Genomic DNA, 21,687 nt, shown 5'->3' on the forward strand with positions numbered 1-21,687 from the left:
TCTCCGATATCAATGGGAATGCTTGGGAACGGCCGCGCCGCGCGTGCCGACGAGGAAGTCGAAGTCGCAGCCCTGGTCCGCCTGCAGCACATGGTCCACATAGAGCTGGGCGTAGCCGGACTTGGGGCGGTCGCTGTCCTTCGCGGCGCGCGCCGCCAGGCGGGCCTGCATTTCCTCGTCCGGAACTTCCAGATCCAGCTTGCCGCCAGCGCAGTCGAGGGAGATCCAGTCGCCTTCCCGCACCACTCCCAGCGGCCCGCCCGCCATGGCTTCCGGCGCCACGTGCAGCACCACGGTGCCGTAAGCGGTGCCGCTCATGCGGGCATCGGAGATGCGCACCATGTCCTTGACGCCCTTGGCCAGCAGCTTGGGCGGCAGGCCCATATTGCCCACTTCCGCCATGCCGGGGTAGCCTTTCGGGCCGCAGTTCTTCATCACCAGGATGGAGTTCTCGTCCACCTCCAGCTCCGGGTCGGCGATGCGCTTCTTGTAGTCGTCGAAGTCCTCGAATACCACGGCCTTGCCGCGGTGCTGCATCAGGTGGGGCGATGCGGCGGAAGGCTTCAGCACGGCGCCGCGAGGCGCCAGGTTGCCGCGCAGGATGCAGATGCCGCCATCCTCGATCAGCGGCTTGTCCAGCGGACGGATCACCTCTTCGTCGTAGATCGGCGCATCCTTCACGTTTTCCCACAGGGTCTTGCCGTTGACGGTGAGCGCGTCCTTGTGCGGCAGCAGGCCGCCTTCGCCCAGGCGGCGCAGCACGCCGGGCAGGCCGCCGGCGTAGTAGAACTCCTCCATCAGGAAACGGCCCGATGGCAGCAGGTCCACCACGGTGGGCGTGCCGCGGCCGATGCGGGTCCAGTCTTCCAGTTCCAGCTCCACGCCCATGCGGCCTGCGATGGCCTTGAGGTGGATGACGGCGTTGGTGGAACCACCGATGGCGGCGTTGGTGCGGATGGCGTTCTCGAACGCCTCCTTGGTGAGTATCCTGGAGAGGCGCAGGTCTTCCCACACCATCTCCACGATGCGCATGCCGGACATGTGGGCCAGCACGTAGCGGCGCGCGTCGACGGCGGGAATGGCGGCATTGTGCGGCAGCGAAGTGCCGAGCGATTCGGCCATGCAGGCCATGGTGGAGGCGGTGCCCATGGTGTTGCAGGTGCCTGCTGAGCGCGAGTGGCCCGCTTCGGCGGCAAGGAAATCGTGCATGCTCAGCTCACCCGCCTTCACCTGCTCGTGCAGTTGCCACACGGCGGTGCCGGAACCGATGCTCTTGCCGTTCAGCTTACCGTTCAGCATGGGGCCGCCGGTAACGACGATTGTGGGGATGTCGCAGGAAGCGGCGCCCATCAGCAGGGCGGGAGTGGTCTTGTCGCAGCCCACCAGCAGGACGACGGCGTCCATGGGGTTGCCGCGGATGGATTCTTCCACGTCCATGCTGGCCAGGTTACGGGTCAGCATGGCGGTTGGGCGCAGGTTCGATTCGCCGTTGGAGAAGACGGGGAATTCGACGGGGAAGCCACCGGCTTCGAGGATGCCGCGCTTCACGTGTTCCGCCAGTTTGCGGAAGTGGGCGTTGCAGGGGGTGAGTTCGGACCAGGTGTTGCAGATGCCGATGATCGGCTTGCCCTGGAATTCATGGTCGGGGATGCCCTGGTTCTTCATCCAGCTCCGGTACATGAAGCCGTTTTTGTCCTCGGTGCCGAACCATTCGGCCGAGCGCAGCTTGATCCCCTTCTTGTTTGCAGACATGCATTCCTCCATTTCGATGGAGGAATGTTAGTGAGATTAATGATAGCTTTCCAATGAATTAAAAATCAGAAGCTATACCAAAAAAGTGATCGCACAGCTTCGCCAGCCGCGGACTGTGTGCGGTGGCGGACCGGGACACCGGGGACAGACCCCATGCCGGGTCCGTCCCTGCCTTGGCTATGCCTGGATGGCGAAGCGGTAGAGAGAGCGGGTCTGGTAGACCTCGCCCGGACGCAGGATGGTGTTGGGGTAGTCCGGCTGGTTTGGCGAGTCCGGGAAATGCTGGGGCTCCAGGCACAGGCCGGAGCGGTGGATGTACTGCCGCCCTTTGCCGACCAGCGAGCCGTCCAGGAAATTCCCGCTGTAGAACTGCACGCCCGGCTCCTGGGTATACAGCTCCAGCACGCGGCCGGAGACCGGCTCGCGCACGATGCAGGCCAGGGACATGGTATGCGGCTCGGCCTTGGTGAGCACGAAGTTGTGGTCGTAACCGAGTCCGTTGGCAAGCTGCTCGTCCTCCTCATCGATTCGTTCGCCAATGGTGTGCGGGCTGCGGAAGTCGAAGGGCGTGCCCGCCACGTCCGCGAGCGGCCCGAGAGGAATGGCGCGTTCGTTGATCGGCGTGTAGCGCTCGGCATTGATGGTGAGCTCGTGGCCGAGGATCGTGCCCTCCCCCGCCAGATTGAAATAGGCGTGCTGGGTGAGATTGACGGGCGTGGCCTTGTCCGTCACGGCGTGGTATTTGACCAGCAGCTCGTTCGCATCGTTGAGCTCATAGCTCACGGTGACGTCCAGGTTGCCGGGATAGCCCTGGTCTCCGTCCGGGCTGCGGTGCGTGAGCTTCAGGCCGATGGAAAGGTCGGACACCGCAGGCACCGCGTGCCAGGCCACCCGGTGGAAGCCGCGCGGGCCGCCGTGCAGGTGGTTTTCGCCATCGTTGAGGGCCAACTGTACCCACTCCCCGTCCAGCTGGAAGCGGCCGCGCCCGATGCGGTTGCCGTAGCGGCCGATCAGGGCGCCAAAATAGGTGGCGTCGTCGAAATACGATTCCGCATTCGCATAGCCGCAGGTCACGTCCGCCAGGCAGCCGTGCTTGTCCGGCACATGCAGCTCCGTGATGATGCCGCCGTAGTTGGTGATCTTTACGGTCATGCCATTGCGGTTGCGCAGCGTGTAAAGGCTGAGCGGCTCGCCTTCCCGGGTCTCTCCAAAAGGTTCTTGAGTAATGCTTAAGTCCATTTATGCAATCGATGGGCGGCCGAAAACCGGCATGCCCTGTTCGTCCCAGCGTAGAGGTTTAACGAAAGTATGGCGGTCCGGATTCCACAGCGGATCGCCGATAATTTCAGTATAAGTTCTCGCATGATAGACCAGGAGCACAGTTGACCCGTCTTCGGCCACCGTGAAGCTGTTGTGGCCGGGGCCATAGATCTTGTGTTCGAAGCAGCTCTGCAGTACCGGTTGGGCCGACTTGCGCCAGGACGCGGGATCGAGCAGGTCGGCATTCTCGTCCGCCCACAGCAGGCCCATGGCGTAGTTCTCGTCCGTGGCGCTGGCCGAGTAGCTGATGAATATCTTGCCGTTCTTCTTCAGTACGGACGGGCCTTCGTTGACCCAGAAGCCGCGGATCTCCCAGTCGTGTTCCGGCTTGCTCAGCAGGACTGGCTTGCCCTCGATCTGCCAGGGCGTTTTCATCGGAGCGATATACAGGTTCGAGTTGCCCTCGATCTCCCTGTCCTTCTGCGCCCACAGGTAATACAGCCTGCCCTTGTGCGTAAAGGTGGTGGCGTCCAGGCAGAAGGTATCGATGCCGGTGTCCACCTGCCCCTTGAACTCCCACTCGCCCTGCAGCGGATTCGGATGATCGTTGCGCAGCGCGTACATGCGGTGCTGGAACAGCTTGTCCTTGATCTCGCGGCTGGGGGCGGCGGCGAAGTAGATGTACCAGGCGCCCTGGTTGAAGTGGATTTCCGGCGCCCAGATCAGTTCACTGCAAGGGCCGGTGTCCGGCTTGCGCCACACGTCGCGCGGCTGCGCGCTCACCAGGCCTTCGATGGTCTTGGCCCGGCGCAGCTCGATGCGGTCGTACTGCGGCACCGAGGCGGTGAAGTAGTAGTAGCCGTCGGTGTGACGGTAGATATGAGGATCGGCGCGCTGCTCGATCAGCGGCTTCAATACGTCGCCCAATGCGTTCTCCAGTTCTAAAAATTCAGCTTGCCACATAGCCGTGCGTCCGCATTTCGGCCTTCACTTCATCGTAGTACTCATCGCTGATGCGGTACTTGAACATCAGGGCGCCCATCAGGAAATGGAAGAAGCCGGGAATCACGGACAGCATCAGCGCAATGCCGTTGAGCGCGAACGCGCTCTGCTCCGCGTTCGGCTGGTAGTCGAAGTACGCCAGCAGCACGCCCACCAGGCCGCCCGCGACGGCCATGCCGGCCTTCTGGCACACCGAAATGCCGCCGAAGGCAGAACCGGATACGCGCTTGCCCGTCTTCACCTGGCCATAGTCGATAGTTTCGGCGATGGCCGACCAGAATACCGGCGCGTGCAGGTCCACCACGAAGGACAGGAGGAAGTACAGCACGAAGGCCAGCACCATATCGCCCGGCTTCACGAGCACATAGATCGCCACGCTCAGCGCCGCCACCAGCAGCTGGGTATTGCGGAAAAGCTTGACCTTGCAGTAGCTCTTGGTGATCCAGGTGGATGCCACCATGGACAGGATGGCCGCCACCACGCCCGTTGAGAGGAAGGCCGACACGGTGGCCGTATCCGCGCCCAGGTAATATTTGGCGTAGTAGATGGCGACCGAGCCGCGCACCACATAGCCCACCGTGCCGGTGACGCACACGCCGCACAAGATCAGCCACTGGTCGTTCTTCATCAACAGCTTCACCTGCTCCATGAGGGGTTGGCGCACCACCACATGGCGCACGCGCTCCGTAGTGGCCGCAAAACAGAACAGGAAGAGAACGACCCCCATGGCCGCCATCACTCCCATGGCAGCCTGGTAGCCCGCCGCCGGATTGCCGTGGCCCCAGCGCTGCGCCAGGATAGGCACAATGATCGTCACCATGAAAGCGCCCACCTTGGCGAAGAAGAGCCGGTAGCCGTTGGCGGACAGGCGCTCCTGCGGGTCGCTCGTCAGGCCCGAGATCAGGGAGATATAGGACACGCCGACGCCCGAAGTCATGAGCGTCATCAGGATATAGGTCGAGTAGGCCCACACCAGCTTGGCGTTGTATTCCGCTTCCGGCGTGGTGAATACGAAGAACACGCTTACGCCGTAAGGAATGGCGAGCCAGAGCAGCCAGGGACGGTAGCGGCCCATGGCGGAATCGAAGCGGTCCGTCAGCTGGCCCACCACCAGGTCGGCCACGCCGCCCACCACCTTCACGGCCACGAAAAGCAGGGCCAGGTCGGCCGTGTGCAGGCCGTAGATATCGGTGTAGAAGTAGGTAATGATCAGCATCATCGAAGAGATCACCACGTTCAGCGCCATATCGCCAGCGCCGAAACCCACCTTCTCCAGCACGGACATTTTTTGATTCGACATCGTCAGCCTTTCGTAAAAGCCCAGGCCGCGCCCCTGCCTGGGCGGGGACGCGGCCTGTCGGTTTCAGCCTTCCTAGTTCTTCCAGCTCAGCGACAGGCCCACCGTGCGGTCATAGCGGCGGGTGTCGCGCGGGTAGATCACAGGGTCGTTCCAGTAGTCCTGGAACTTGAAGTTCAGCAGGTTGGTGCCGGTGAGGTTCACGGTCAGGTTCTTCGTGATCTTGTAGCTCAGTGAGCCGTCCAGCGTGGACATCGGTGCGGCGATCAGGTCACGCGCCGGTGCGGTGCCCGCGTTGCCTGCCCTGTCGCCGTACACCTGGGTGAACTTCGAACGCCAGTTGTAAGCCAGGCGGCCAGACCAGCCTCCATACTCATACAGCGCAACGATGTTGTACGACAGGCGGGACATCCCGCCGAACTGCTTGCCAGCCATCTCGGGAACGATGGACGAGGTGGCGCCGCCTTCGCTGTAGGTGGCGTTGGCCTGCATGCCGAAGCCGCCGAGCCATCCCGGCAGCCAGTCGTAGAACTGCTGGTAAGCCAGCTCCAGGCCCTGCAGGTGGCCCTTGTCCGTATTGAACGGCCGGGTGGTCTGATAGGTGATGCCCTGGTAGATCTCGGGGCTGGTCACAAACATGATGTAGCCGTCGAAGTTGTGGCGGAACACCGTGGCCGTGGCGTGGCCCGTCGGCGCGAAGTACCACTCCAGCGATGCGTCGAAGTTCTGGGCCGTGAAAGGCTTCAGGTTCGGATTGCCACCGGATGCCGTCGCCTGCACGGTCGTGCCGTTCGACGCGATATAGGCCGTGGCAGGATTCAGCTGGATGAAGTCGGGACGGGTCAGCGTCTTCGCATAGGCAAAGCGGGTCAGCAGGTCCTTGCGCAGGGCGAGCTTGAAGTTCGCGCTCGGCAGGACATCCGTGCTGGAACTGCTGGTGTTGATCGGCACGTAGGCGCCGCCCACGATGTTATTGCCGATCAGGTCTTCATCCGTCCTGGTCACGCGCACACCCAGCACGCCTTCCACCGGATAGGCTCCGAGGTCGAAGCCGATCTTGGTATTACCGTACAGGGCGTAGTTCTTCTCCTTGTCCTGGAAGTAGGAGGCCGGATCGAGCGCCTTGGCGGCGGCATTGCCGGTGACAGCCTTGCGCACCACGCCGGTGCTGGCGGTCAGGAAGTCCGCGCATGGCGTGCTCCACTTCGGCGTGCCGTAGTCCTTCGAGAAGGCCGGCGTGCTGCAGGACAGGCCGGGAACGCTGGCCATGGCCACGTTCGGAATGGCGGAGACGCTGCCTTCGAGCGACTTGATGGAATTGGCGTTGCGGTCGTTCAGGCGCAGGCCGAAACCGAACTGCTTGAACAGGCCGTCCGCATCCGGGGTCCAGGTTGCGTCGGCGCGCCAGTCGGTGGAGGCGCCGCTGTCCTTGCCGTAGCGGTCGAAGAACTGGAACAGGTAGATCTTGCCCGGATCGTTCAGGGCCGCGCCCTGGTATTGCGCATAGGCGCCGCCATCGACCACCGTTTTGACGTGGACCTTGTCCACGTTCAGGCTGGTGTCCAGGATCGGATTGTTCCAGTCGAAGTTGCTGAGGGTCCGGGCCAGCTCCGTGCTCACGCGCAGGCCGGGCGAGGCGCGCCATTTGCCGCCGATGGCGTACTGCTGCGCGACGCTTTCCGTGGCGCGCGCCTGGGTCGACAGGATGGTGAAGGTGTTGGTCGAATCGATCGTGTCGACCTGGTTCGTGCCCGGAATCTTCGTGACCTTGATCTGGTCCGGCGATGTGGCCCAAGGCAGGCCAACGAAGAAGTCGGTCTCGTCGTGGATCCGGAACTTCGAATACAGGCCCTCGGCGTAAAGCTCTAGGTCCTTGTTCGGGCGCCACTGCAGGGCGTAGTTGGCGGCGCTGCGTTTGCGTTTGCCGTGAATGGCCTGCATGCCCACCAGGTCAGGGCCGGTGAGATTCGGCGCGGCGAAGAACTTATCGATCGGGAAGGTCTCGAAGGCGCGCTCCTCGTGGAAGCGGTCCGTCACATGCGACACGCCGAACAGGGCGCCGAACTCCCCTGCCCCGGTCTTCCAGCGGTTGGAGATCATGGCCGAACCTTCGGGGTCGGTAGCCTTGGCCTTGTCCTTGTGCTTGCCGCCCACCTGGGCGCTGGCCTGGAAGCCCTTGAAGTCGAAGGGCCGGTTGGTGCGCACGTCGATGGCGCCCGCGATGCCGCCCTCGATCAATTCCGCGTTCTGCGATTTGTACACGTCCACACGCTGCAGCATGGTCGACGGAATATCGGCCAGCTGGATGTAGCGGCCGGTGGTGGTGAACATCTCGCGGCCGTTGATGAAGGTGGAGATGCCGGGCAGGCCGCGGATCAGCACCGTGTTCGCCTCGCCCGCGTCGCGGCGCACCTGGATGCCGGTGATGCGGGCGATCGTCTCGGCCACGTTGGTGTCGGGGAATTTGCCGATGTCGTCGGCCACGATGGAATCGATCACATAATCCGAATCCATCTTGATCTTCTGCGCGCTCTCGGCGGCCTGGCGCACGCCGCTTACGGTCACCACCTGGGTGGGCGCCACGTCCTGGGCCCAGACCGATGCACTGCTCAGCAGCCCGGTGGCCAGCAGGGATGCGACCGTTGCTTTCAATATGAAAGTATCAGGTTGGGGCGCGGGGAGGCCCGATGCGGAATGCTTCATATGTCTCCTGGTAGATGTTGTTTTTAGGAACTAGAACTGCTGACTTGATGAAACTCATGGTAGGGGCCGATTGGAATTCAATCCAATTAATTTTTTGCAGTTTTTGATATCACTTTCGATATCGCGCCTCCCCATCCTGGCGCCGCTTCCGGGTTAAAATCCGGGACGGCGGCGCCCGTTTGATTGCGCAGTCACCAGGAGATGTGGCCTTACCGCAACATCTGGATGAAAACGTGGTCCTGGGCAGGCACGCGCCGCTTGATCGATATCAATGTAAGCTTCGGTATGTCCCATCTTTGATAGAATGGCGAATTATTTCCAGACGGCAAAACAGTCAATGCAGGATTTGCAATTTTCCTCGCGTCCCCTGCGGCGCATGGGCGCTGCCCTGGGCCTGCTGGCCCTGCTTTGCGGCCCAGCGGCCCGGGCCGATGAAATCGCCGACATCGGGAAGCTGATGCGCAGCGGCCAGCTGCCCGCCGCGCTGCAGAAAACGGACAAGGCCCTGGCTGCCCAGCCGCGCGATCCCCAGCTGCGCTTCATGAAAGGCCTGATCCTGGCCGAGCAGAACCGCAACAACGAGGCCATTGCCGTCTTCCAGAAGCTGACGGAAGACCATCCACAGCTGCCGGAGCCCTACAACAACCTGGCCGTGCTCTATGCCGCGGCCGGGCAGTACGACAAGGCGCGCGTCGCCCTGGAGCGCGCCATCCGCACCAACCCCGCCTACGCCACGGCGCACGAAAACCTGGGGGACGTGTATGCCAAGCTGGCGAGCCAGGCCTACGACAAGGCCATGCAGCTGCTGGATTCCAAGGACTACGCGCCGCCCAAGTCCAAACTGGCGATGGTGCGCACGCTGAGCAGCCGCGACAGCACGCTGGCCGGACTGCCGCAACTGGCCGCCCAGCAGGCCGCGCCTGCCCCGGCAAAAGCCGCCCCTGCCCCGGTTCCACCGGCCGCCGCGGCAAAAACGATTGCCGCCGCGGCCCCGCCGCCAGCGCCGGCAGCGGCACCAAAAGCGGCCGCCACCATCCCGGCGCCACCCGCCGCCCCGGCGAGGACCGTTGCCGCTGCGGCCGCGCCGGTCGCCCCGCCTCCCGCCCCGGCGAAGGCCGCCCCGCCGCCTGCTGCGCCCGCCAAACCGGCGCCCGTGGCGCCGCAGATTGCCGCCGCGCAGGAGGTGAACGCGGCTGCGAAACAGCTCAATGCCGCAGCCCAGCAGGCCAATGCCGTTGCGCCCAAGCCAGCGCCAGCAGCTGCCGCCGCCAAGCCCCTTGTGGCTGCCCAGCCACCGGCTCCGGCGCCCGCGCCGGTACAATCACCGAAGGCTGAGCCAGCCAAGAGCGACGACAGCGCCGAACGGGAAGCTGCCCTCAAAGCCGTCGGCGCCTGGGCCAAGGCCTGGAGCGCCCAGGACATGAAGGGCTACCTGGGCGCGTATGCGGGCAGCTTCCAGACGCCGCGCGGCATGTCGCGCCAGGCCTGGGAGGCGGACCGCCGCGCGCGCATCGAGGGCAAGGAACATATCAAGGTCACTGTGGAGGCCCCGCAGGTGACCGTCAAGGGCAATACGGCCACGGTGAGGTTCCGCCAGCTCTATGTGTCCGACAAGCTCAAGGCGAACAGCCGCAAGACGCTTATCATGGAAAAACAGAACGGCCAGTGGCGCATCAAGCAGGAACAATCGGGAAGCTGAACGTGAAGCAGGCATCGATCATCAGGACCCTGGGTGTTGCGGCGCTGGCTGCGAGCTGGCTGCTCTCGCCTGTCACGCCCGCGAAATCGATCCAGCCCTCGGGTGGCACGCGCAACAAGCCCGATCCCGAAACGCTCCTGATCAGCATCTACAAGGATCTGCAGGCAAGCCAGTTGAACGAGGCCCAGGCCAAGGCGGACGCGCTGGTGGAGGCTTACCCGAACTTCCGCGTCGGCCACCTGATCCGCGGCGACCTGCTGCTGATGCACACGCAGCCCGTGCTGTCCTTCGGCGGCGGCGTGGGCGCGAACGCCCCCGCGGACAAGCTGAAGGACCTGCGCGACGAAGCGCGGGCGCGCCTGCTTGCCCTTACCGCCCGTCCCTCGCCGGAGCTGGCGCCGCGCTCCGTGCTGCAGCTGCGCAGCGACCAGCGCAATGTGCTGGTGGTGGATGCGAAGCAGTCCCGCCTCTACGTCTACGAGAACCGCAACGGGCAGCTGAAGTTCGTTACCGACTACTACATCTCGCAGGGCAAGCTGGGCATCAACAAGCTGCGCGAGGGCGACCAGAAAACGCCGGTGGGCGTCTACTACATCACGGGCCGCGTGTCGGGTGCGCGGCTGCCGGACTTCTATGGCGCCTCGGCGCTGCGTATCAACTATCCGAACGAGTGGGACCGCGCGAACGACCGCAGCGGCTCAGGCATCTTCCTGCACGGGACGCCGTCCGACACCTACAGCCGCCCGCCCCTCGCTTCGGACGGCTGCGTGGTGCTCACCAATGCGGACCTGAAGAAGCTGGAAGGCAGCGTGGATATCGGCAAAACGCCGGTGGTGATCGCGGACCAGGTGGAATTCATCAGCCGCAGCCAGTGGGATGCGGAGCGCGCGCTGGCGACGCAGCTGATGGACGCCTGGCGCACGGACATCTCCAGCACGAACCAGGCGCGCGTGCTGAAGCACTATTCGTCGAAATTCAAGTCCGGCCAAGGCGAGGACCTGAAGACCTGGTACGAGCGGGACCTGCGCGCGCTGGTGGACGTGGTGGGCCTGTCCACGAAACTGAGCGATGTGACCCTGTTCCGCTACCCGGGCCGGGACGACATGATCGTGAGCACCTTCACGCTCGAAACGCTGATCGGCAAGAACCGCAACTCCATCCGCAAGCGCCAGTACTGGAGCAAGGAAGGCACGAACTGGAAGATCGTGCACGAGAGCTTGATCTGACTACTGGAACGCCACCTCGCTGAAGCTGCGCAGCTTGCGGCTGTGCAGGCGGTCCACACCGAGCGCGCGCAGCAGCTCCAGCGCGCGGATGCCGATGCGCAGATGCTGGTCCACCCGGTCGCGGTAGAACTGGTTCGCCATGCCCGGCAGCTTGATTTCCCCATGCAGCGGCTTGTCGCTCACGCACAGCAGCGTGCCGTAAGGGACGCGGAAGCGGAAGCCGTTCGCCGCAATTGTCGCGCTCTCCATATCCAGCGCCACCGCCCTGCTCTGGCTGAAGCGCCGCTCCGGCGTGCGCTGCGGCAGCAGCTCCCAGTTGCGGTTGTCCGTGCTGGCCACCGTCCCCGTGCGCATCACACGCTTCAGCTCATGGCCTTCGAGCTTCGTCACCTCGCGCACCGCGTCCTCGATGGCCACCTGCACCTCGGCCAGCGCCGGAATCGGCACCCACAGCGGCAGGTCCTCGTCCAGCACATGGTCCTCGCGCACATAGCCGTGGGCCAGCACGTAGTCCCCGAGCTGCTGGGTGGTGCGCAGGCCCGCGCAGTGGCCCAGCATCAGCCAGGCGTGCGGGCGCAGCACCGCAACGTGGTCCGTAATGGTCTTGGCGTTGGCCGGCCCCACGCCGATATTGACCATGCTGATGCCGCTGCCGTCGGCGCGGATCAGGTGGTAGCCCGGCATCTGCGGCAGGCGCGGCGGCACCGCGCCGAAGGCGTCGCCCGGCTGCACCTTTTCGCCCGCGCGGCGCGTGACCACATTGCCCGGTTCGATGAAGGCGACATAGCCCTCGCCTGCCTCGGTTGAAGGCGCGTTCATGATCTCGTGGCCGAGGCGCACGAATTCGTCGATGTAGAACTGGTAGTTCGTAAACAGCACGAACTTCTGGAAATGCTCGGGCGAAGTGCCGGTGTAATGGCGCAGCCTTTGCAGCGAATAGTCCACGCGCGGCCCCGTGAACAGGGACAGGGGCTGGGCTTCGCCCGGCTGGGCCTCGAAGGTCCCGTTGGCGATGCCGTCATCCATGGCGGCCAGGTTGGGCAGGTCGAAGAGGTCGCGCATCAGCAGGCGGCGTTCCGCGCTCAGGCTTCCTTCGATATGGTAATGCTCCGCGAAGGAGAAATGAATGGGGATGGGCTGGGCGCTCAGCCCCACCTCAATCTGCATGTTCTGGCGGCCGTGGTTCTTGAGCAGAAGGCGGAACTGCTCATGGTAGTAGTCGCCGAACAGGTCGGGCCGGGTCAGCGTGGTTTCGTAGGTGCCGGGGCCTTCCACGAAACCGTAGGACAGGCGGGAATCGGCTCGGGCAAAGGTATCGCTCTGGACGCGGACGAAGGGGTAGCAGGCGCGCACATGCTCGGCCGGCGTTTCGCCGTCGACAAAGCGCTGCAGGGCTTCGCGCAGATGGCGGATGCTGCCATCGTAGATGGCCTGGACCTGCGCCAGGGCGGCCGCCGGATCGTCGAATCGGGCTGGCGGAACAAAGGGGCGGGTCGACATATACAGCTCCTTTCACATTGGCACCATACTATCAGATACACCAAGTATGGCGAGCTGATGCTCATGTGGAATGTTGTGCGCGCCCAAAATTCGTTTCACGCTAATATGCTCCGTCCCCCTAACGGCACGCCTATGGCTGAAAAGCGCACTGCTCCCCTGATCGATATCGTCGTGCTGGGTTCGTCTCCCCGCGCGGAGACATTGCTGCGGCGCGATCCCCAGTTCGTTCTGCACCTGGCTCCGCTGGCCTCCGGCTTCGCGGGCGCGGAGCACCGTCCCCAGCTGATGCTGGCCGCCCTGCCCGGCGCAAACGTGGCCTCGCTGGCCCGCCTGCGCAACGATCCCCTGCTGCAGGATTGCGCGCTGGTGGCCCTGCTCGAAAGCGACGAGGCGGCACAGGAAGCAGAGCAGCTGGTGGAGTTCGACGACCTCATTCTCATGCCCGCCACGCCGGACGAATGCTTCTACGCCCGCCTGGGCGCGGTGCTGAACGGCGCGCGCGTGCGGGCGCACCGCAATGAACGCAACCGGCTCCTCAGCCAGATCGACGAAGCCCTGCGCAAGCTGAACGAGCCGGAAGCGGTGACGCAGGCGGCCGCCGAGCTCCTGGGCCGCCACCTGGGCGCCAGCCGCTGCGCCTATGCCGACGTGGAGGCGGACGAAGACACCATCAATCTCACCGGCAATTACAACGACGGCGTCGGCAGCATTGTGGGCCGCTACCGCCTCGCGCAGTACGGCACGGAATGCCTCACGCTCATGCGCCAGGGCCTGCCCTTCGTGGTGGAAGATGTGGCGGGCGACCCGCGCACCCAGGCCGTGCTGGACACCTACCGTTCCGCCGCCATCGGCTCGGGCATCTGGGTGCCCCTGCTGCATGAGGGCCGGCTGGTCGCCGCCATGGCAGTGCACGATCTCGCGCCGCGCCGCTGGCGCGCGGACGAAGTGGCGCTCCTCACGACCGTGGCGGGGCGCTGCCGCGAATCCATCGAACGCTGCCGCATCGGGCGCACGCTCCACGCGCGCGAGCTGCGCTACCGCACCCTGGTCGAGACTGCGTCCTCCATCGTGTGGAACACGGACCCGCAGGGCATGCTCGCCGAAGGCAATACCGCCTGGGCCGAATTCACCGGCCAGAGCGCCGGGGAATACCGTGGGGACGGCTGGCTGAACGCCCTGCATCCCGATGACCGCGCGGCCACCGCCCGCAACTGGGACGAAGCGGCCCGCAGCGGCAAGCCTTTCCGCGACGCCTACCGCCTGCGCCGCCATGACGGCGAATACCGCCACATGCTGGTGCGCGGCGCACCCGTCATCACGGACGGTACGGTGCGCGAATGGGTGGGCAGCTGCATGGACGTGACGGACATCCGCGAAGCCCAGGAAGCGGCCCGCATCGCCAACGCGCGCCTTCAGTTCACGCTCGATTCGGCCCGGATCGCGGATTGGGACTACGACCCCGCGAACCGCGAGCTCGCCAGCTCCCCGCGCCTGATACGCCTGTTCGGCCACGAGCAGCCGCCGGAACACTGGACGCTGGACCACGTGTTCGCCCAGGTTCACCCGGCCGATATCGCCGCGGTGCGCAGCAGCTTCGAGGAAGCGGTTCGCAGCGGCGCGCCGTGGCGCATCGAATGCCGCATCGTGTGGCCGGACAGCGCCGTGCACTGGATCGCCGTGCACGGCAACCTGTACCGGGACGAGCATTCGGTAAGCCAGCGCATGCTGGGCATCGTCTACGACATTACGGCGCACAAGCAGTCCGAAGCCGCTCTGCAGGAAGCGGACCGGCGCAAGGACGAATTTCTCGCCATGCTGGCGCACGAGCTGCGCAACCCGCTCGCGCCCATCGGCGCGGCGGCGGAGATTCTCGCCCTGGCCAGCGACGACCGCGCCAAGCTGGCCATGGCCTCCTCGGTGATCGGCCGCCAGGTGCGGCACATGACGGGGCTGATCGACGACCTGCTCGACGTGTCGCGCGTGAAGCGCGGCCTGGTGCGCCTGGAGATGCGGCGCTGCGACATGGCCGAGGTGGTGTCGACGGCGCTGGAACAGGCGCGGCCCGCAATCGACCAGCACCGCCACAAGCTGGACCTGCAGCTGCCCTTCTTCGAACAGGTGACGGTGACAGGCGACGAGAAGCGGCTGGTGCAGGTGGTGGCCAACCTCCTGAACAACGCGGCCAAATATACGCCGGACGGCGGCCATATCGATGTGCGGCTGGAGCAGGATGAAAAAGAGGTGCGCCTCGTGGTGCGCGACAACGGCATCGGCATGAGTCCGCAGTTCCTGCAGCGCGCCTTCGACGTGTTTGCCCAGGCCGACCAGAGCGTGGCCCGCTCCCAGGGCGGCCTCGGGCTGGGCCTGGCGCTGGCACGCAGCCTCATCAAGGCGCACGACGGCAGCATCACGGCCCATAGCGACGGCCCCGGCGTCGGCGCCAGCTTCACCGTCACCCTGCCGCGCGCTCCCGACTAGGCGCGCTGGGCCACGTCCGCCAGCGGCGCGCCCGTCATGGCGAGCAGCTGCCGGGGCGTCAGCTTGAACACGGCATGGGGATGGCCGGCGGCGGCCCAGACGAAGGGCAGCTGCATCAAATCCTCATCCACCAGCATCAGCGAGGGCTCCGTGTGCCCGATGGGGCTCACGCCGCCGATGGCAAAGCCGATGCGCTCGCGCACAAAGGCCGCGTCGGCCTTGCCGAGCGCCCCCACCAGTCCCGCCACCTTACCCTCGTCCACCCGGTTGACACCGCTTGCCACGACTACCACCGCCCTGTCGTCGGACAGGCGGCGGAACACGATGGACTTGGCGATCTCGGCCACCGTGCAGCCCAGGCCCGCAGCGGCCTCGGCGGCAGTGCGGGCGCTGTCGGACAGCATGGTGACGGGCTGGTCGTGCCCCTGTTCGCGCAGCAGGGCTGCGATGCGCTGGGCCGATGGCGGCAATTCCTGCATGGTTATCCCCTCCTGTTTGCCTGGCTATTGTAGCGCTTCGGCATCATCATGAAATTCGACATATTTGTTTTATTTGGTATTTTTGGTGATTTTGTGAGAGAATTTCCTAAAACCATTTCAGGGATTCTCGCCATGCGCTCCTATTTCGCTCTTGCCATGTTCGGCCTTGCCGTGACCGCCGGCCCTGCCGGCGCCGAAGTGCTTGACCTGGGCGTCCATAACGCGAACCTCTTCAGCCTGGGGAATTTCAGCACCAGGGGCTCCGATGTGGAGGGCGCGGTGGTGGTCAAGGGGAACCTGACGGCCAGCAGCTATTCCATCAACCGCAAGAACCAGGACGCCTTCGGCAGCTACTCCCTGGTGGTGGGCGGCAACCTGGACTATTCGAGCGCCTCGCTGAACAACGGCAGCTACTACGTCGGCGGCAAGGCCTTCCTGAATTCGGTGGGAACGGACCGGGATACGAAGTCGGTGAGCGCCAGCCCGGCCGACCTGGCGGCGATGGCGGCGCACGCGAAGACCGTATCCTCCACCCTGAGCAAGCTGGCCCGCACGGGCAGCACCAGCATCGCCTACGGCGGCATGACGCTGACAGGCACGCGCCGGGCCGTGGAAGTGTTCGATATCACGGGCGCGGCCTTCTCCAGCGTGAACTACTTCAACCTGAACAACCTGCAGTCCGGCGCCACGCTGATCTTCAATATCAGCGGCAAGGATGCCATCGGCTTCCACCAGAACGGCGTGGGCCTGAGCGCCTTTGCGAACTACAACGTGCTGTACAACTTCCACGAGGCGACGAACCTGAACATCCAGAACGTGGGCGTCCAGGGCAGCATTCTCGCGCCCCTGGCCACGGTGACGGGCGGCGGGGCCCAGATCAACGGCAATGTCATCGTGGGGAACTGGCTGGCCGGCGTGCAGGTGAATGCGGACCACTACTTCAAGCCCGTGAATGTACCGGGCTATGCGGCGCTGGCGCCGGTGTCCGAACTGTCGATCTGGCCCATGCTTGCCGTGGGCCTGGGCTTGATCCTGCTGATTAACGTGCGCCGCCGCGACCAGCTTACCCATCCGGAGCCGCTGGCTGCCTGATCAGCGGCGGATGTTCTTGCGCACGATGGCGTACAGGATCAGCAGGTAGGAGACGAGCCGGATCACGTAGTGCACCGGCGTGTCCTCGTCGGCCTGCCGCGTCAGTCCCATGGCGATGCGGTTTACGCCTTCGATGCCGAAGGAGATGGCGAAGTAGAGGAAGAAGCGGTCCCGCGTGCTGCGCCAATAGCGCAGGAAGAAGAGGCAGGCTACCAGGGACAGCGCGGCAATGGCGCCGGTTGCCAGATTCATCAGCTCCATCATTCATCCTCCCATACGAGGCCGACCACCAGCAGGATCACCGCGGTCAGCGCCATCACCAGCCGTACCGGCGTCAGGTAGACGTCCGGGAACACGATACGGTCCAGTATCAGGAAGACGTTGTTGACGAACATGAAGCAGAAACTGAGCCCCGTCCAGAGCAGGATGCGCGAACGGTTCGCGAAGTAGCTGCGCAACAAGGCCCAGGCGCAGACAAAGGAAGTTAGTGCGCAGAGGCAATAAATCAGAACGACCATAGGCTTAACCCTTCCGCCATTCGAAAGCATCCACCAGGCGCTGCGCTTTCCTGGAGGTACGGGAATGAATAAGATTGGTGATTTCGACCAGGGACTTCGAATACGCGTCCGCCAGTTGGCCCAGCAAATCATCGAGCCCGGGGCTCGTGGGAGCGTAATGGTGAATGTCTTCCGCATCCTGGTGGGCGATGCCGGCTTCGCGCAGCTCCTGCATGAGCTGCGCCGCCAGCTTCTCGCCGATGTAGAGGCGCCGGGCCAGGTCGGCCGTTGTCCACTGTGCGGCCGGATCGGCGCGCAGCAGCAGCATCCCTTCCACAAAGGGAACCGACGGGACCGAAGTCAGGACGAAACGCCTGATTTCGTCGGTAATGGTGGAGCCTTGCGTCACTTGTCACCCGCTTGCTGAGTCATGCGGGGCGCAGTGTAACATTATTGCCAAATTGAAAGCAGTTTCAATCGTGCGCGGGGTCAGGCCAGGTGGGCCATCACTGCGTCCAGGGTGGCAGGCTTGCCCAGGTGCACGTCGAAGCCGGCCGCCTTCACCAGTTCCCGCGTCGTGCGGTCGGACCAGGCGGTCAGGGCTATCAGGCGCATTTTGGCCCCATGGGCAGTGCGCCGCAGGGCGCGGGCGACGGCGTAGCCGTCCATATCGGGCATGCCGATATCGACGAAGGCCACATCCGGCTCCACGGTCTGGGCGGCGGCCAGCCCCTGTTCGCCGCCATAGGCGACGGTGGCCGAGTGGCCGTACAGGCTGACCAGGTCCCGCAGCAGGTCGGCGGCATCCCGGTTGTCGTCAATAATCAGAACTCGTCGTGTGGCGGTCATAGGTCACGCTTCCAAAACAAAACGGGGGCGCGGCTGTATTCCTGACCGGATATCGAGGCTCGTGCTATCGAAGGAGTCGCGCTATGAGGCCATGATAGGCCTGGAGCGGGATGGGCTACATCGGCAGCCCGCTTATCCTCCTGTAGGACAAAAGCGCACGTTCAGGACTGCAGGGCATCGCTCACCGGCAAATCCTCGGCGCGCCGGCCGCCCCGCGCTCCGAGCACGCGCTGGATCACGGCGGGCGAAATCCCCTCCTGGGTCAGATAGCGTGCCGCTTCCTGCGTTCCCGCGACAGCCTGCAGATACAGGCCCGAACGCACCACGGTGGCGGTCCAGGTATTGAGGCGCGGATTCGAAGCGCTTGGCTTGTTCATTTCATGCTCCCGATTTCGGCCATTGCATCTTATGCCTCCGGGAAGCGCGCACGTGTAGCCGCACATCCACAGCACTTGTAGGAATAAGGCTAGGCGTGGCGCGCAGCCGGGGGAAGCCGTTCATAATTGGCGCATGGAACCGCACGACGCCATCTCCCGCTACCGTTTCCTGCCCGCGGAAGCGCTGGACCAGTTGCAGCCCGGGCAGATCTGGATGAGCGGCCCGGCCACCTTCAACGATCCCTTCGACCTGCGCATCCGCATCGCCGACGAAACCCAGCACAGTCCCTTTGCCGACGAGGAGCGGCTGCGGCGCGCCTTCCGCCTGCTGGTGGAGGACAACGAGGAAGTGAAGAAGCACTGGTTCTACGACGAGGACCTGTGGCAGGCGCTGCATGCGTGGATGGAAGGACGCCTGCCGCGTGACGGCGTGATCGAAGCGGCGAACCGGCGCGCGGCCTGCTTCGGCGTGGCCTGCTTCGCCCAGCACTGGAACATGCCGCTGATGTGGTCCCACTACGGCAGCAACCATTTCGGCCTGTGCGTGGAATACGCCGTGCAGCAGGACCAGCTCGACGCGCAGGCGGGCAAGGACGGCTTCGGGCAGCACTATGTGCAGTACCTGACGGAGATGCCGACCATCTGCTTCAGCGAGGTGCTGTTCTCGCCGCACCAGGTCATGTCGCGCCTGGCCGCGACCAAGCACGCGGACTGGGCCTACGAGAAGGAATGGCGCATCATCCATTTCGCCGCGAAGGCGCGCCCGGTGCCCTTGCCGCGCCACATGCGCATGACGGCCCTCATCGCCGGAATGCAGATGGACGAGGCGCAGTGCGAGGCGGTGCGCGCCAAGGGCCGCGAACTCGGCGTGCCCGTGCGCCGCATCCGCAAGCACAGCGGCGACTATCAGCTCGAACTCGAAGACCTCGACTGAGTCAGAAGGTGCAGAGGACGGCGGAGGCGTCGTCCGCGTTCTTGACGGCGAGCGCGCCACCCGAACCGTTCTCGTGGTTTCGCAGCTGCGCGAGGACGGCGGGCAGGCCGAGGTCACGGCAGGCCGCCAGGAGGGTCGCGTTGTTGTGCAGGCCGTAGGGGTCGACCAGGCGGTAGAACCCGTCGCTCATTCCCAGCAGCGCAGCGCCTGCGCCAACATCAGCGGCATATGAACGCGCGGGGAAAGGGCCCTGCGGCCGCATGCAGAGCGCGGGCGGCACCTCCGCAGTGTTCATGAACTCGCGCCGCGCGCGCAGCATGGGCAGCAAATGCGCCATGCGGGTTTCCGGATCGGTGATGCCGCGCTCCACCAGCCCGGCTATCGCTTCGCGCAGCACGTCCTCCTGCGGATTCACGTAAGGATCGAGGTCGGTCACGCGGCCGTTGGCATGCTGGAGCAGCAGCTTGCAGTCGCCGACGCAGTAGGCTTCTAGCCGGCTTCCCGTCACGCGCACCCACGTGGCCGCGCCCACCGGCCAGGCATAGAGAGGCACTTCCACGCCGCGCGTCGCCGCCTGGAAGCGCGCAAACACTTCGTCCAGGGCGCGCAGCACGGCGCTTTCCTGCGATGGCGCCTCGGGAATGGCGCCCTGCAGCGCCTCGGCGAAGTTGCGCATCAGCCAGGCCGCGTCGCCGCTTTCCTCATCGATGTAGGCCCTGTCCGCGACGGAAGTGCCGCCGTCCAGCACGAGGATGTGGGTGGAAGCGCCCTCTTCGAATACCGCAATCAGGTCTTCGTTCGCATCCCCGCCGCCGGGCGAGGAGATTTCTTCGATCTTCACTGCTGTTACTCCGCCTTGAAGCCCCTGCCGGTTGTCGCCCAGTAGATGCCGCCATACAGGTGGTGCCGGAATACCGGATCGCCATAGGTCGCGGGCAGGTGCCCCAGGGCCGTATAGAAGGCACGGCCGCCATCGTAGGGCTGATACCAGCTCACGGGATGGAAGCTGCCCATGCCCTTCCCTTCCCGGTCGGGCCATTTGGTCTGGGGCTTGTAGGTGCTTTCATCCACCGAGAGCAGATAGGTCAGCCGGTCCGACTGGGCGGGGCCGAATTCGTACCATTCCTCGGTAGCCAGGGAGCGCGGCGCGAAGCGCTCCATACCGGGGAAGTTGCGGTCCTCGACCTTCAGCACGGCCGTCTGCACCGCTGGATGGACGTGGAACATGCGTCCCACCATCTTCGTGTACCAGGGCCACTTGTACTCGGTATCCGAGGCGCTGTGCACGCCGACATAGCCGCCGCCCGCCTTGATGTAGCGTTCGAAGGCGGCCTGCTGGGCCTCCGTCAGCACGTCGCCCGTCGTCAGCAGGAAGACGACGGCCTGGTATTTGGCCAGCTCCTTGTCGTTGAACACGCGCTCCGCGTCGGCGGTCCAGAAGACGCCAAAGTCGTGCAACTTGCCCAGTTCCTGCACGGCCGTGACACCGGCGTGAATGGAATCGTGATGCCAGCCCGCCGTTTTGGTAAACAGCAGCACGTTGAACTGTTCGGCCAGCGCTCCCTGCATGCACAGCATGCCGGAAAGCGCCAGGGCGGCGGCGGGCATTCTCATCTTATTTCCCTTTCTCGGCCAATTCGGTGGCGATGCGCTTTTCGAGGCGCTTCCTTGCGTCGGCCGCGTAGTCGCGGCAGCCTTCCACATCGACGAAGGTATTCTCGGCGTCCGTGCGCGAGGCCAGCTTGCCCATGGTGTCGGTAAAGCCGGGGTGGACGGAGATCACGATGTCGCATTTGAGCGAAGCGACCTTCCTGATGCTGTCGCGGAAGGAGGTGGAGATATCTGGGCGGTTGCGGTCGCCGGTGTAATGGAAGCCGTTTGTGGAAACAGGATTCAGGCTGTCGGCGTAGACGATGGTCTTGCAGTGGCCGTCCGCCTCGCAGGCGCGGAAGCTCCAGGTTGTGCTGCCGGGCGTATGGCCAGGCGTCATGTGGGCGGTGACGGAGATGGGGCCGATATACAGGGTTTCGCGGTCCCGCACGATGGCCACCTTCTTCAGCGGATCGATGCGCGTGTTGCCCTTCGGGTCGAACTGCGGATCGTCCGGCCCCACTTCGCCGTCGCGCAGCACCTTGGCCGAAGCAGGGCTGGCGGCCACGCGGGCGCCGGACATGCGCTGCAGGGCGGGAATGCCGCCCGCGTGGTCGTAATGGGGATGGGAATTGACGATCAGCTTCACGTCCTCGATGTCGTAGCCAGCCTCCTTGATGCTGGCCGCGATCAGCGGCGCGGACTGGGGCAAGGCGCCGTCCAGCAGGATATGGCCTTTCGGACCGGTGAGCAGCACGGCCGAAAGCTCGGTCGTGCCCACATACCAGGCGTTGCCAAAGATGCGGAACGGCTTTTGCGGCTTGTTCCAGCCATCGCACATGCTGCATTTGACGTTGTCGATTTCTCCGTCGGCGGCGAAGGCGGGAACGGCGGCGGCAGCGAAAAGGGCTGCTACAGCGAGGTATTTCATGTTAACCGGTCTCCAAGTATC

At 64.7% G+C, this 21,687-nt stretch carries 20 protein-coding genes; 5 read left to right on the forward strand and 15 right to left on the reverse strand.

The features are described 5' to 3' along the window. Positions 1-9: 9 nt before the first annotated feature. The 5 genes from LSQ66_RS11650 to LSQ66_RS11670 all read right to left on the reverse strand — a co-directional run bounded on the left by LSQ66_RS11650 (position 10) and on the right by LSQ66_RS11670 (position 7,963). Entirely contained in the window at positions 10-1,752 is a 1,743-nt protein-coding gene (locus LSQ66_RS11650; RefSeq protein ID WP_231769939.1) for an IlvD/Edd family dehydratase, read from the reverse strand. Between the two features lie 177 nt (positions 1,753-1,929). Beyond that, positions 1,930-2,991: an aldose epimerase family protein gene (locus LSQ66_RS11655; RefSeq protein WP_269449173.1), complete on the reverse strand. Its 1,062-nt coding sequence runs from the start codon at positions 2,989-2,991 to the stop codon at positions 1,930-1,932. Continuing rightward, positions 2,992-3,975, reverse strand: a complete 984-nt coding sequence (locus LSQ66_RS11660) for a glycoside hydrolase family 43 protein (protein WP_231769941.1) — start codon at positions 3,973-3,975, stop codon at positions 2,992-2,994. It lies immediately after the preceding gene. Continuing rightward, positions 3,962-5,314, reverse strand: coding sequence for an MFS transporter (locus LSQ66_RS11665; protein ID WP_231769942.1), 1,353 nt, complete (start codon positions 5,312-5,314; stop codon positions 3,962-3,964). Before LSQ66_RS11665 ends, LSQ66_RS11660 begins: the two co-directional genes overlap by 14 nt. Positions 5,315-5,386: 72 nt before the next feature. Beyond that, on the reverse strand, positions 5,387-7,963 hold the full coding sequence (locus LSQ66_RS11670) for a TonB-dependent receptor (RefSeq protein WP_231769943.1): 2,577 nt from the start codon (positions 7,961-7,963) through the stop codon (positions 5,387-5,389). A gap of 388 nt (positions 7,964-8,351) precedes the next feature. On the opposite strand from LSQ66_RS11670, the gene LSQ66_RS11675 reads away from it, so the two are divergent. Further along, positions 8,352-9,713, forward strand: coding sequence for a nuclear transport factor 2 family protein (locus LSQ66_RS11675; protein ID WP_231769944.1), 1,362 nt, complete (start codon positions 8,352-8,354; stop codon positions 9,711-9,713). Between the two features lie 2 nt (positions 9,714-9,715). Beyond that, positions 9,716-10,939, forward strand: a complete 1,224-nt coding sequence (locus LSQ66_RS11680; protein ID WP_231769945.1) for a L,D-transpeptidase family protein — start codon at positions 9,716-9,718, stop codon at positions 10,937-10,939. Here LSQ66_RS11680 and LSQ66_RS11685 read toward each other — a convergent pair whose 3' ends face one another. Then, positions 10,940-12,439 carry an AMP nucleosidase gene (locus tag LSQ66_RS11685; protein ID WP_231769946.1) on the reverse strand — a complete coding sequence of 500 codons (1,500 nt, stop codon included), beginning with the start codon at positions 12,437-12,439 and terminating at the stop codon, positions 10,940-10,942. A gap of 132 nt (positions 12,440-12,571) precedes the next feature. Between LSQ66_RS11685 and LSQ66_RS11690 the strand changes: the two genes are divergently transcribed. Next, positions 12,572-14,917 carry a sensor histidine kinase gene (locus LSQ66_RS11690; RefSeq protein ID WP_231769947.1) on the forward strand — a complete coding sequence of 782 codons (2,346 nt, stop codon included), beginning with the start codon at positions 12,572-12,574 and terminating at the stop codon, positions 14,915-14,917. Here the strand turns inward: LSQ66_RS11690 and LSQ66_RS11695 are convergent. Then, on the reverse strand, positions 14,914-15,396 hold the full coding sequence (locus tag LSQ66_RS11695; RefSeq protein ID WP_231769948.1) for a YbaK/EbsC family protein: 483 nt from the start codon (positions 15,394-15,396) through the stop codon (positions 14,914-14,916). The genes LSQ66_RS11690 and LSQ66_RS11695 overlap by 4 nt on opposite strands. Before the next feature lie 132 nt (positions 15,397-15,528). Between LSQ66_RS11695 and LSQ66_RS11700 the strand changes: the two genes are divergently transcribed. Further along, the gene (locus LSQ66_RS11700; protein ID WP_231769949.1) at positions 15,529-16,488 is read left to right on the forward strand and encodes a choice-of-anchor A family protein; all 960 of its coding nucleotides are present in this window, start codon (positions 15,529-15,531) and stop codon (positions 16,486-16,488) included. On the opposite strand, the gene LSQ66_RS11705 is transcribed toward LSQ66_RS11700, so the two are convergent. The 5 genes from LSQ66_RS11705 to LSQ66_RS11725 form a co-directional block, all read right to left on the reverse strand. After that, positions 16,489-16,752, reverse strand: a complete 264-nt coding sequence (locus tag LSQ66_RS11705) for a DUF5985 family protein (protein ID WP_231769950.1) — start codon at positions 16,750-16,752, stop codon at positions 16,489-16,491. Further along, the gene (locus tag LSQ66_RS11710; RefSeq protein ID WP_231769951.1) at positions 16,749-17,006 is read right to left on the reverse strand and encodes a DUF5985 family protein; all 258 of its coding nucleotides are present in this window, start codon (positions 17,004-17,006) and stop codon (positions 16,749-16,751) included. Before LSQ66_RS11710 ends, LSQ66_RS11705 begins: the two co-directional genes overlap by 4 nt. A gap of 4 nt (positions 17,007-17,010) precedes the next feature. Next, positions 17,011-17,394 (reverse strand): hypothetical protein, encoded by a 384-nt coding sequence (locus tag LSQ66_RS11715; RefSeq protein ID WP_231769952.1) that lies wholly within the window; start codon positions 17,392-17,394, stop codon positions 17,011-17,013. Positions 17,395-17,474: 80 nt separating this feature from the next. Beyond that, complete coding sequence (locus LSQ66_RS11720) at positions 17,475-17,834, reverse strand: response regulator (protein WP_231769953.1); 360 nt, start codon at positions 17,832-17,834, stop codon at positions 17,475-17,477. Positions 17,835-17,995: 161 nt separating this feature from the next. Then, positions 17,996-18,211: a hypothetical protein gene (locus LSQ66_RS11725; RefSeq protein ID WP_231769954.1), complete on the reverse strand. Its 216-nt coding sequence runs from the start codon at positions 18,209-18,211 to the stop codon at positions 17,996-17,998. Between the two features lie 133 nt (positions 18,212-18,344). Here LSQ66_RS11725 and LSQ66_RS11730 point away from each other — a divergent pair, with 133 nt between their 5' ends. Further along, positions 18,345-19,145 carry a DUF2971 domain-containing protein gene (locus LSQ66_RS11730; protein ID WP_231769955.1) on the forward strand — a complete coding sequence of 267 codons (801 nt, stop codon included), beginning with the start codon at positions 18,345-18,347 and terminating at the stop codon, positions 19,143-19,145. Between the two features lies 1 nt (position 19,146). Here the strand turns inward: LSQ66_RS11730 and LSQ66_RS11735 are convergent, their stop codons facing one another. From LSQ66_RS11735 to bla, 3 genes are read right to left on the reverse strand one after another with little or no spacing between them, the layout of a single operon-like run. Continuing rightward, positions 19,147-19,986, reverse strand: coding sequence for a protein phosphatase 2C domain-containing protein (locus LSQ66_RS11735; RefSeq protein WP_231769956.1), 840 nt, complete (start codon positions 19,984-19,986; stop codon positions 19,147-19,149). A 5-nt stretch (positions 19,987-19,991) separates the two neighbouring features. After that, entirely contained in the window at positions 19,992-20,759 is a 768-nt protein-coding gene (locus tag LSQ66_RS11740; protein WP_231769957.1) for a ThuA domain-containing protein, read from the reverse strand. A gap of 1 nt (position 20,760) precedes the next feature. Continuing rightward, positions 20,761-21,666, reverse strand: a complete 906-nt coding sequence (gene bla / locus LSQ66_RS11745; RefSeq protein WP_231769958.1) for a subclass B3 metallo-beta-lactamase — start codon at positions 21,664-21,666, stop codon at positions 20,761-20,763. Positions 21,667-21,687: the final 21 nt, after the last annotated feature.

The organism is Massilia endophytica (assembly GCF_021165955.1).
GTDB lineage: Bacteria > Pseudomonadota > Gammaproteobacteria > Burkholderiales > Burkholderiaceae_D > Rugamonas > Rugamonas endophytica.

Excerpts from the sequence above, each read along its gene's own strand:
- LSQ66_RS11665 (WP_231769942.1), bottom strand. The coding sequence starts at position 5,314 with ATGTCGAATCAAAAAATGTCCGTGCTGGAGAAGGTGGGTTTCGGCGCT.
- LSQ66_RS11685 (WP_231769946.1), bottom strand. The coding sequence starts at position 12,439 with ATGTCGACCCGCCCCTTTGTTCCGCCAGCCCGATTCGACGATCCGGCG.
- LSQ66_RS11720 (WP_231769953.1), bottom strand. The coding sequence starts at position 17,834 with ATGACCGCCACACGACGAGTTCTGATTATTGACGACAACCGGGATGCC.
- LSQ66_RS11725 (WP_231769954.1), bottom strand. The coding sequence starts at position 18,211 with ATGAACAAGCCAAGCGCTTCGAATCCGCGCCTCAATACCTGGACCGCC.
- LSQ66_RS11700 (WP_231769949.1), top strand. The coding sequence starts at position 15,529 with ATGCGCTCCTATTTCGCTCTTGCCATGTTCGGCCTTGCCGTGACCGCC.
- LSQ66_RS11655 (WP_269449173.1), bottom strand. The coding sequence starts at position 2,991 with ATGGACTTAAGCATTACTCAAGAACCTTTTGGAGAGACCCGGGAAGGC.
- LSQ66_RS11705 (WP_231769950.1), bottom strand. The coding sequence starts at position 16,752 with ATGATGGAGCTGATGAATCTGGCAACCGGCGCCATTGCCGCGCTGTCC.
- LSQ66_RS11740 (WP_231769957.1), bottom strand. The coding sequence starts at position 20,759 with ATGAGAATGCCCGCCGCCGCCCTGGCGCTTTCCGGCATGCTGTGCATG.
- LSQ66_RS11660 (WP_231769941.1), bottom strand. The coding sequence starts at position 3,975 with ATGTGGCAAGCTGAATTTTTAGAACTGGAGAACGCATTGGGCGACGTA.
- bla (WP_231769958.1), bottom strand. The coding sequence starts at position 21,666 with ATGAAATACCTCGCTGTAGCAGCCCTTTTCGCTGCCGCCGCCGTTCCC.
- LSQ66_RS11695 (WP_231769948.1), bottom strand. The coding sequence starts at position 15,396 with ATGCAGGAATTGCCGCCATCGGCCCAGCGCATCGCAGCCCTGCTGCGC.
- LSQ66_RS11730 (WP_231769955.1), top strand. The coding sequence starts at position 18,345 with ATGGAACCGCACGACGCCATCTCCCGCTACCGTTTCCTGCCCGCGGAA.
- LSQ66_RS11650 (WP_231769939.1), bottom strand. The coding sequence starts at position 1,752 with ATGTCTGCAAACAAGAAGGGGATCAAGCTGCGCTCGGCCGAATGGTTC.
- LSQ66_RS11675 (WP_231769944.1), top strand. The coding sequence starts at position 8,352 with ATGCAGGATTTGCAATTTTCCTCGCGTCCCCTGCGGCGCATGGGCGCT.
- LSQ66_RS11690 (WP_231769947.1), top strand. The coding sequence starts at position 12,572 with ATGGCTGAAAAGCGCACTGCTCCCCTGATCGATATCGTCGTGCTGGGT.
- LSQ66_RS11710 (WP_231769951.1), bottom strand. The coding sequence starts at position 17,006 with ATGGTCGTTCTGATTTATTGCCTCTGCGCACTAACTTCCTTTGTCTGC.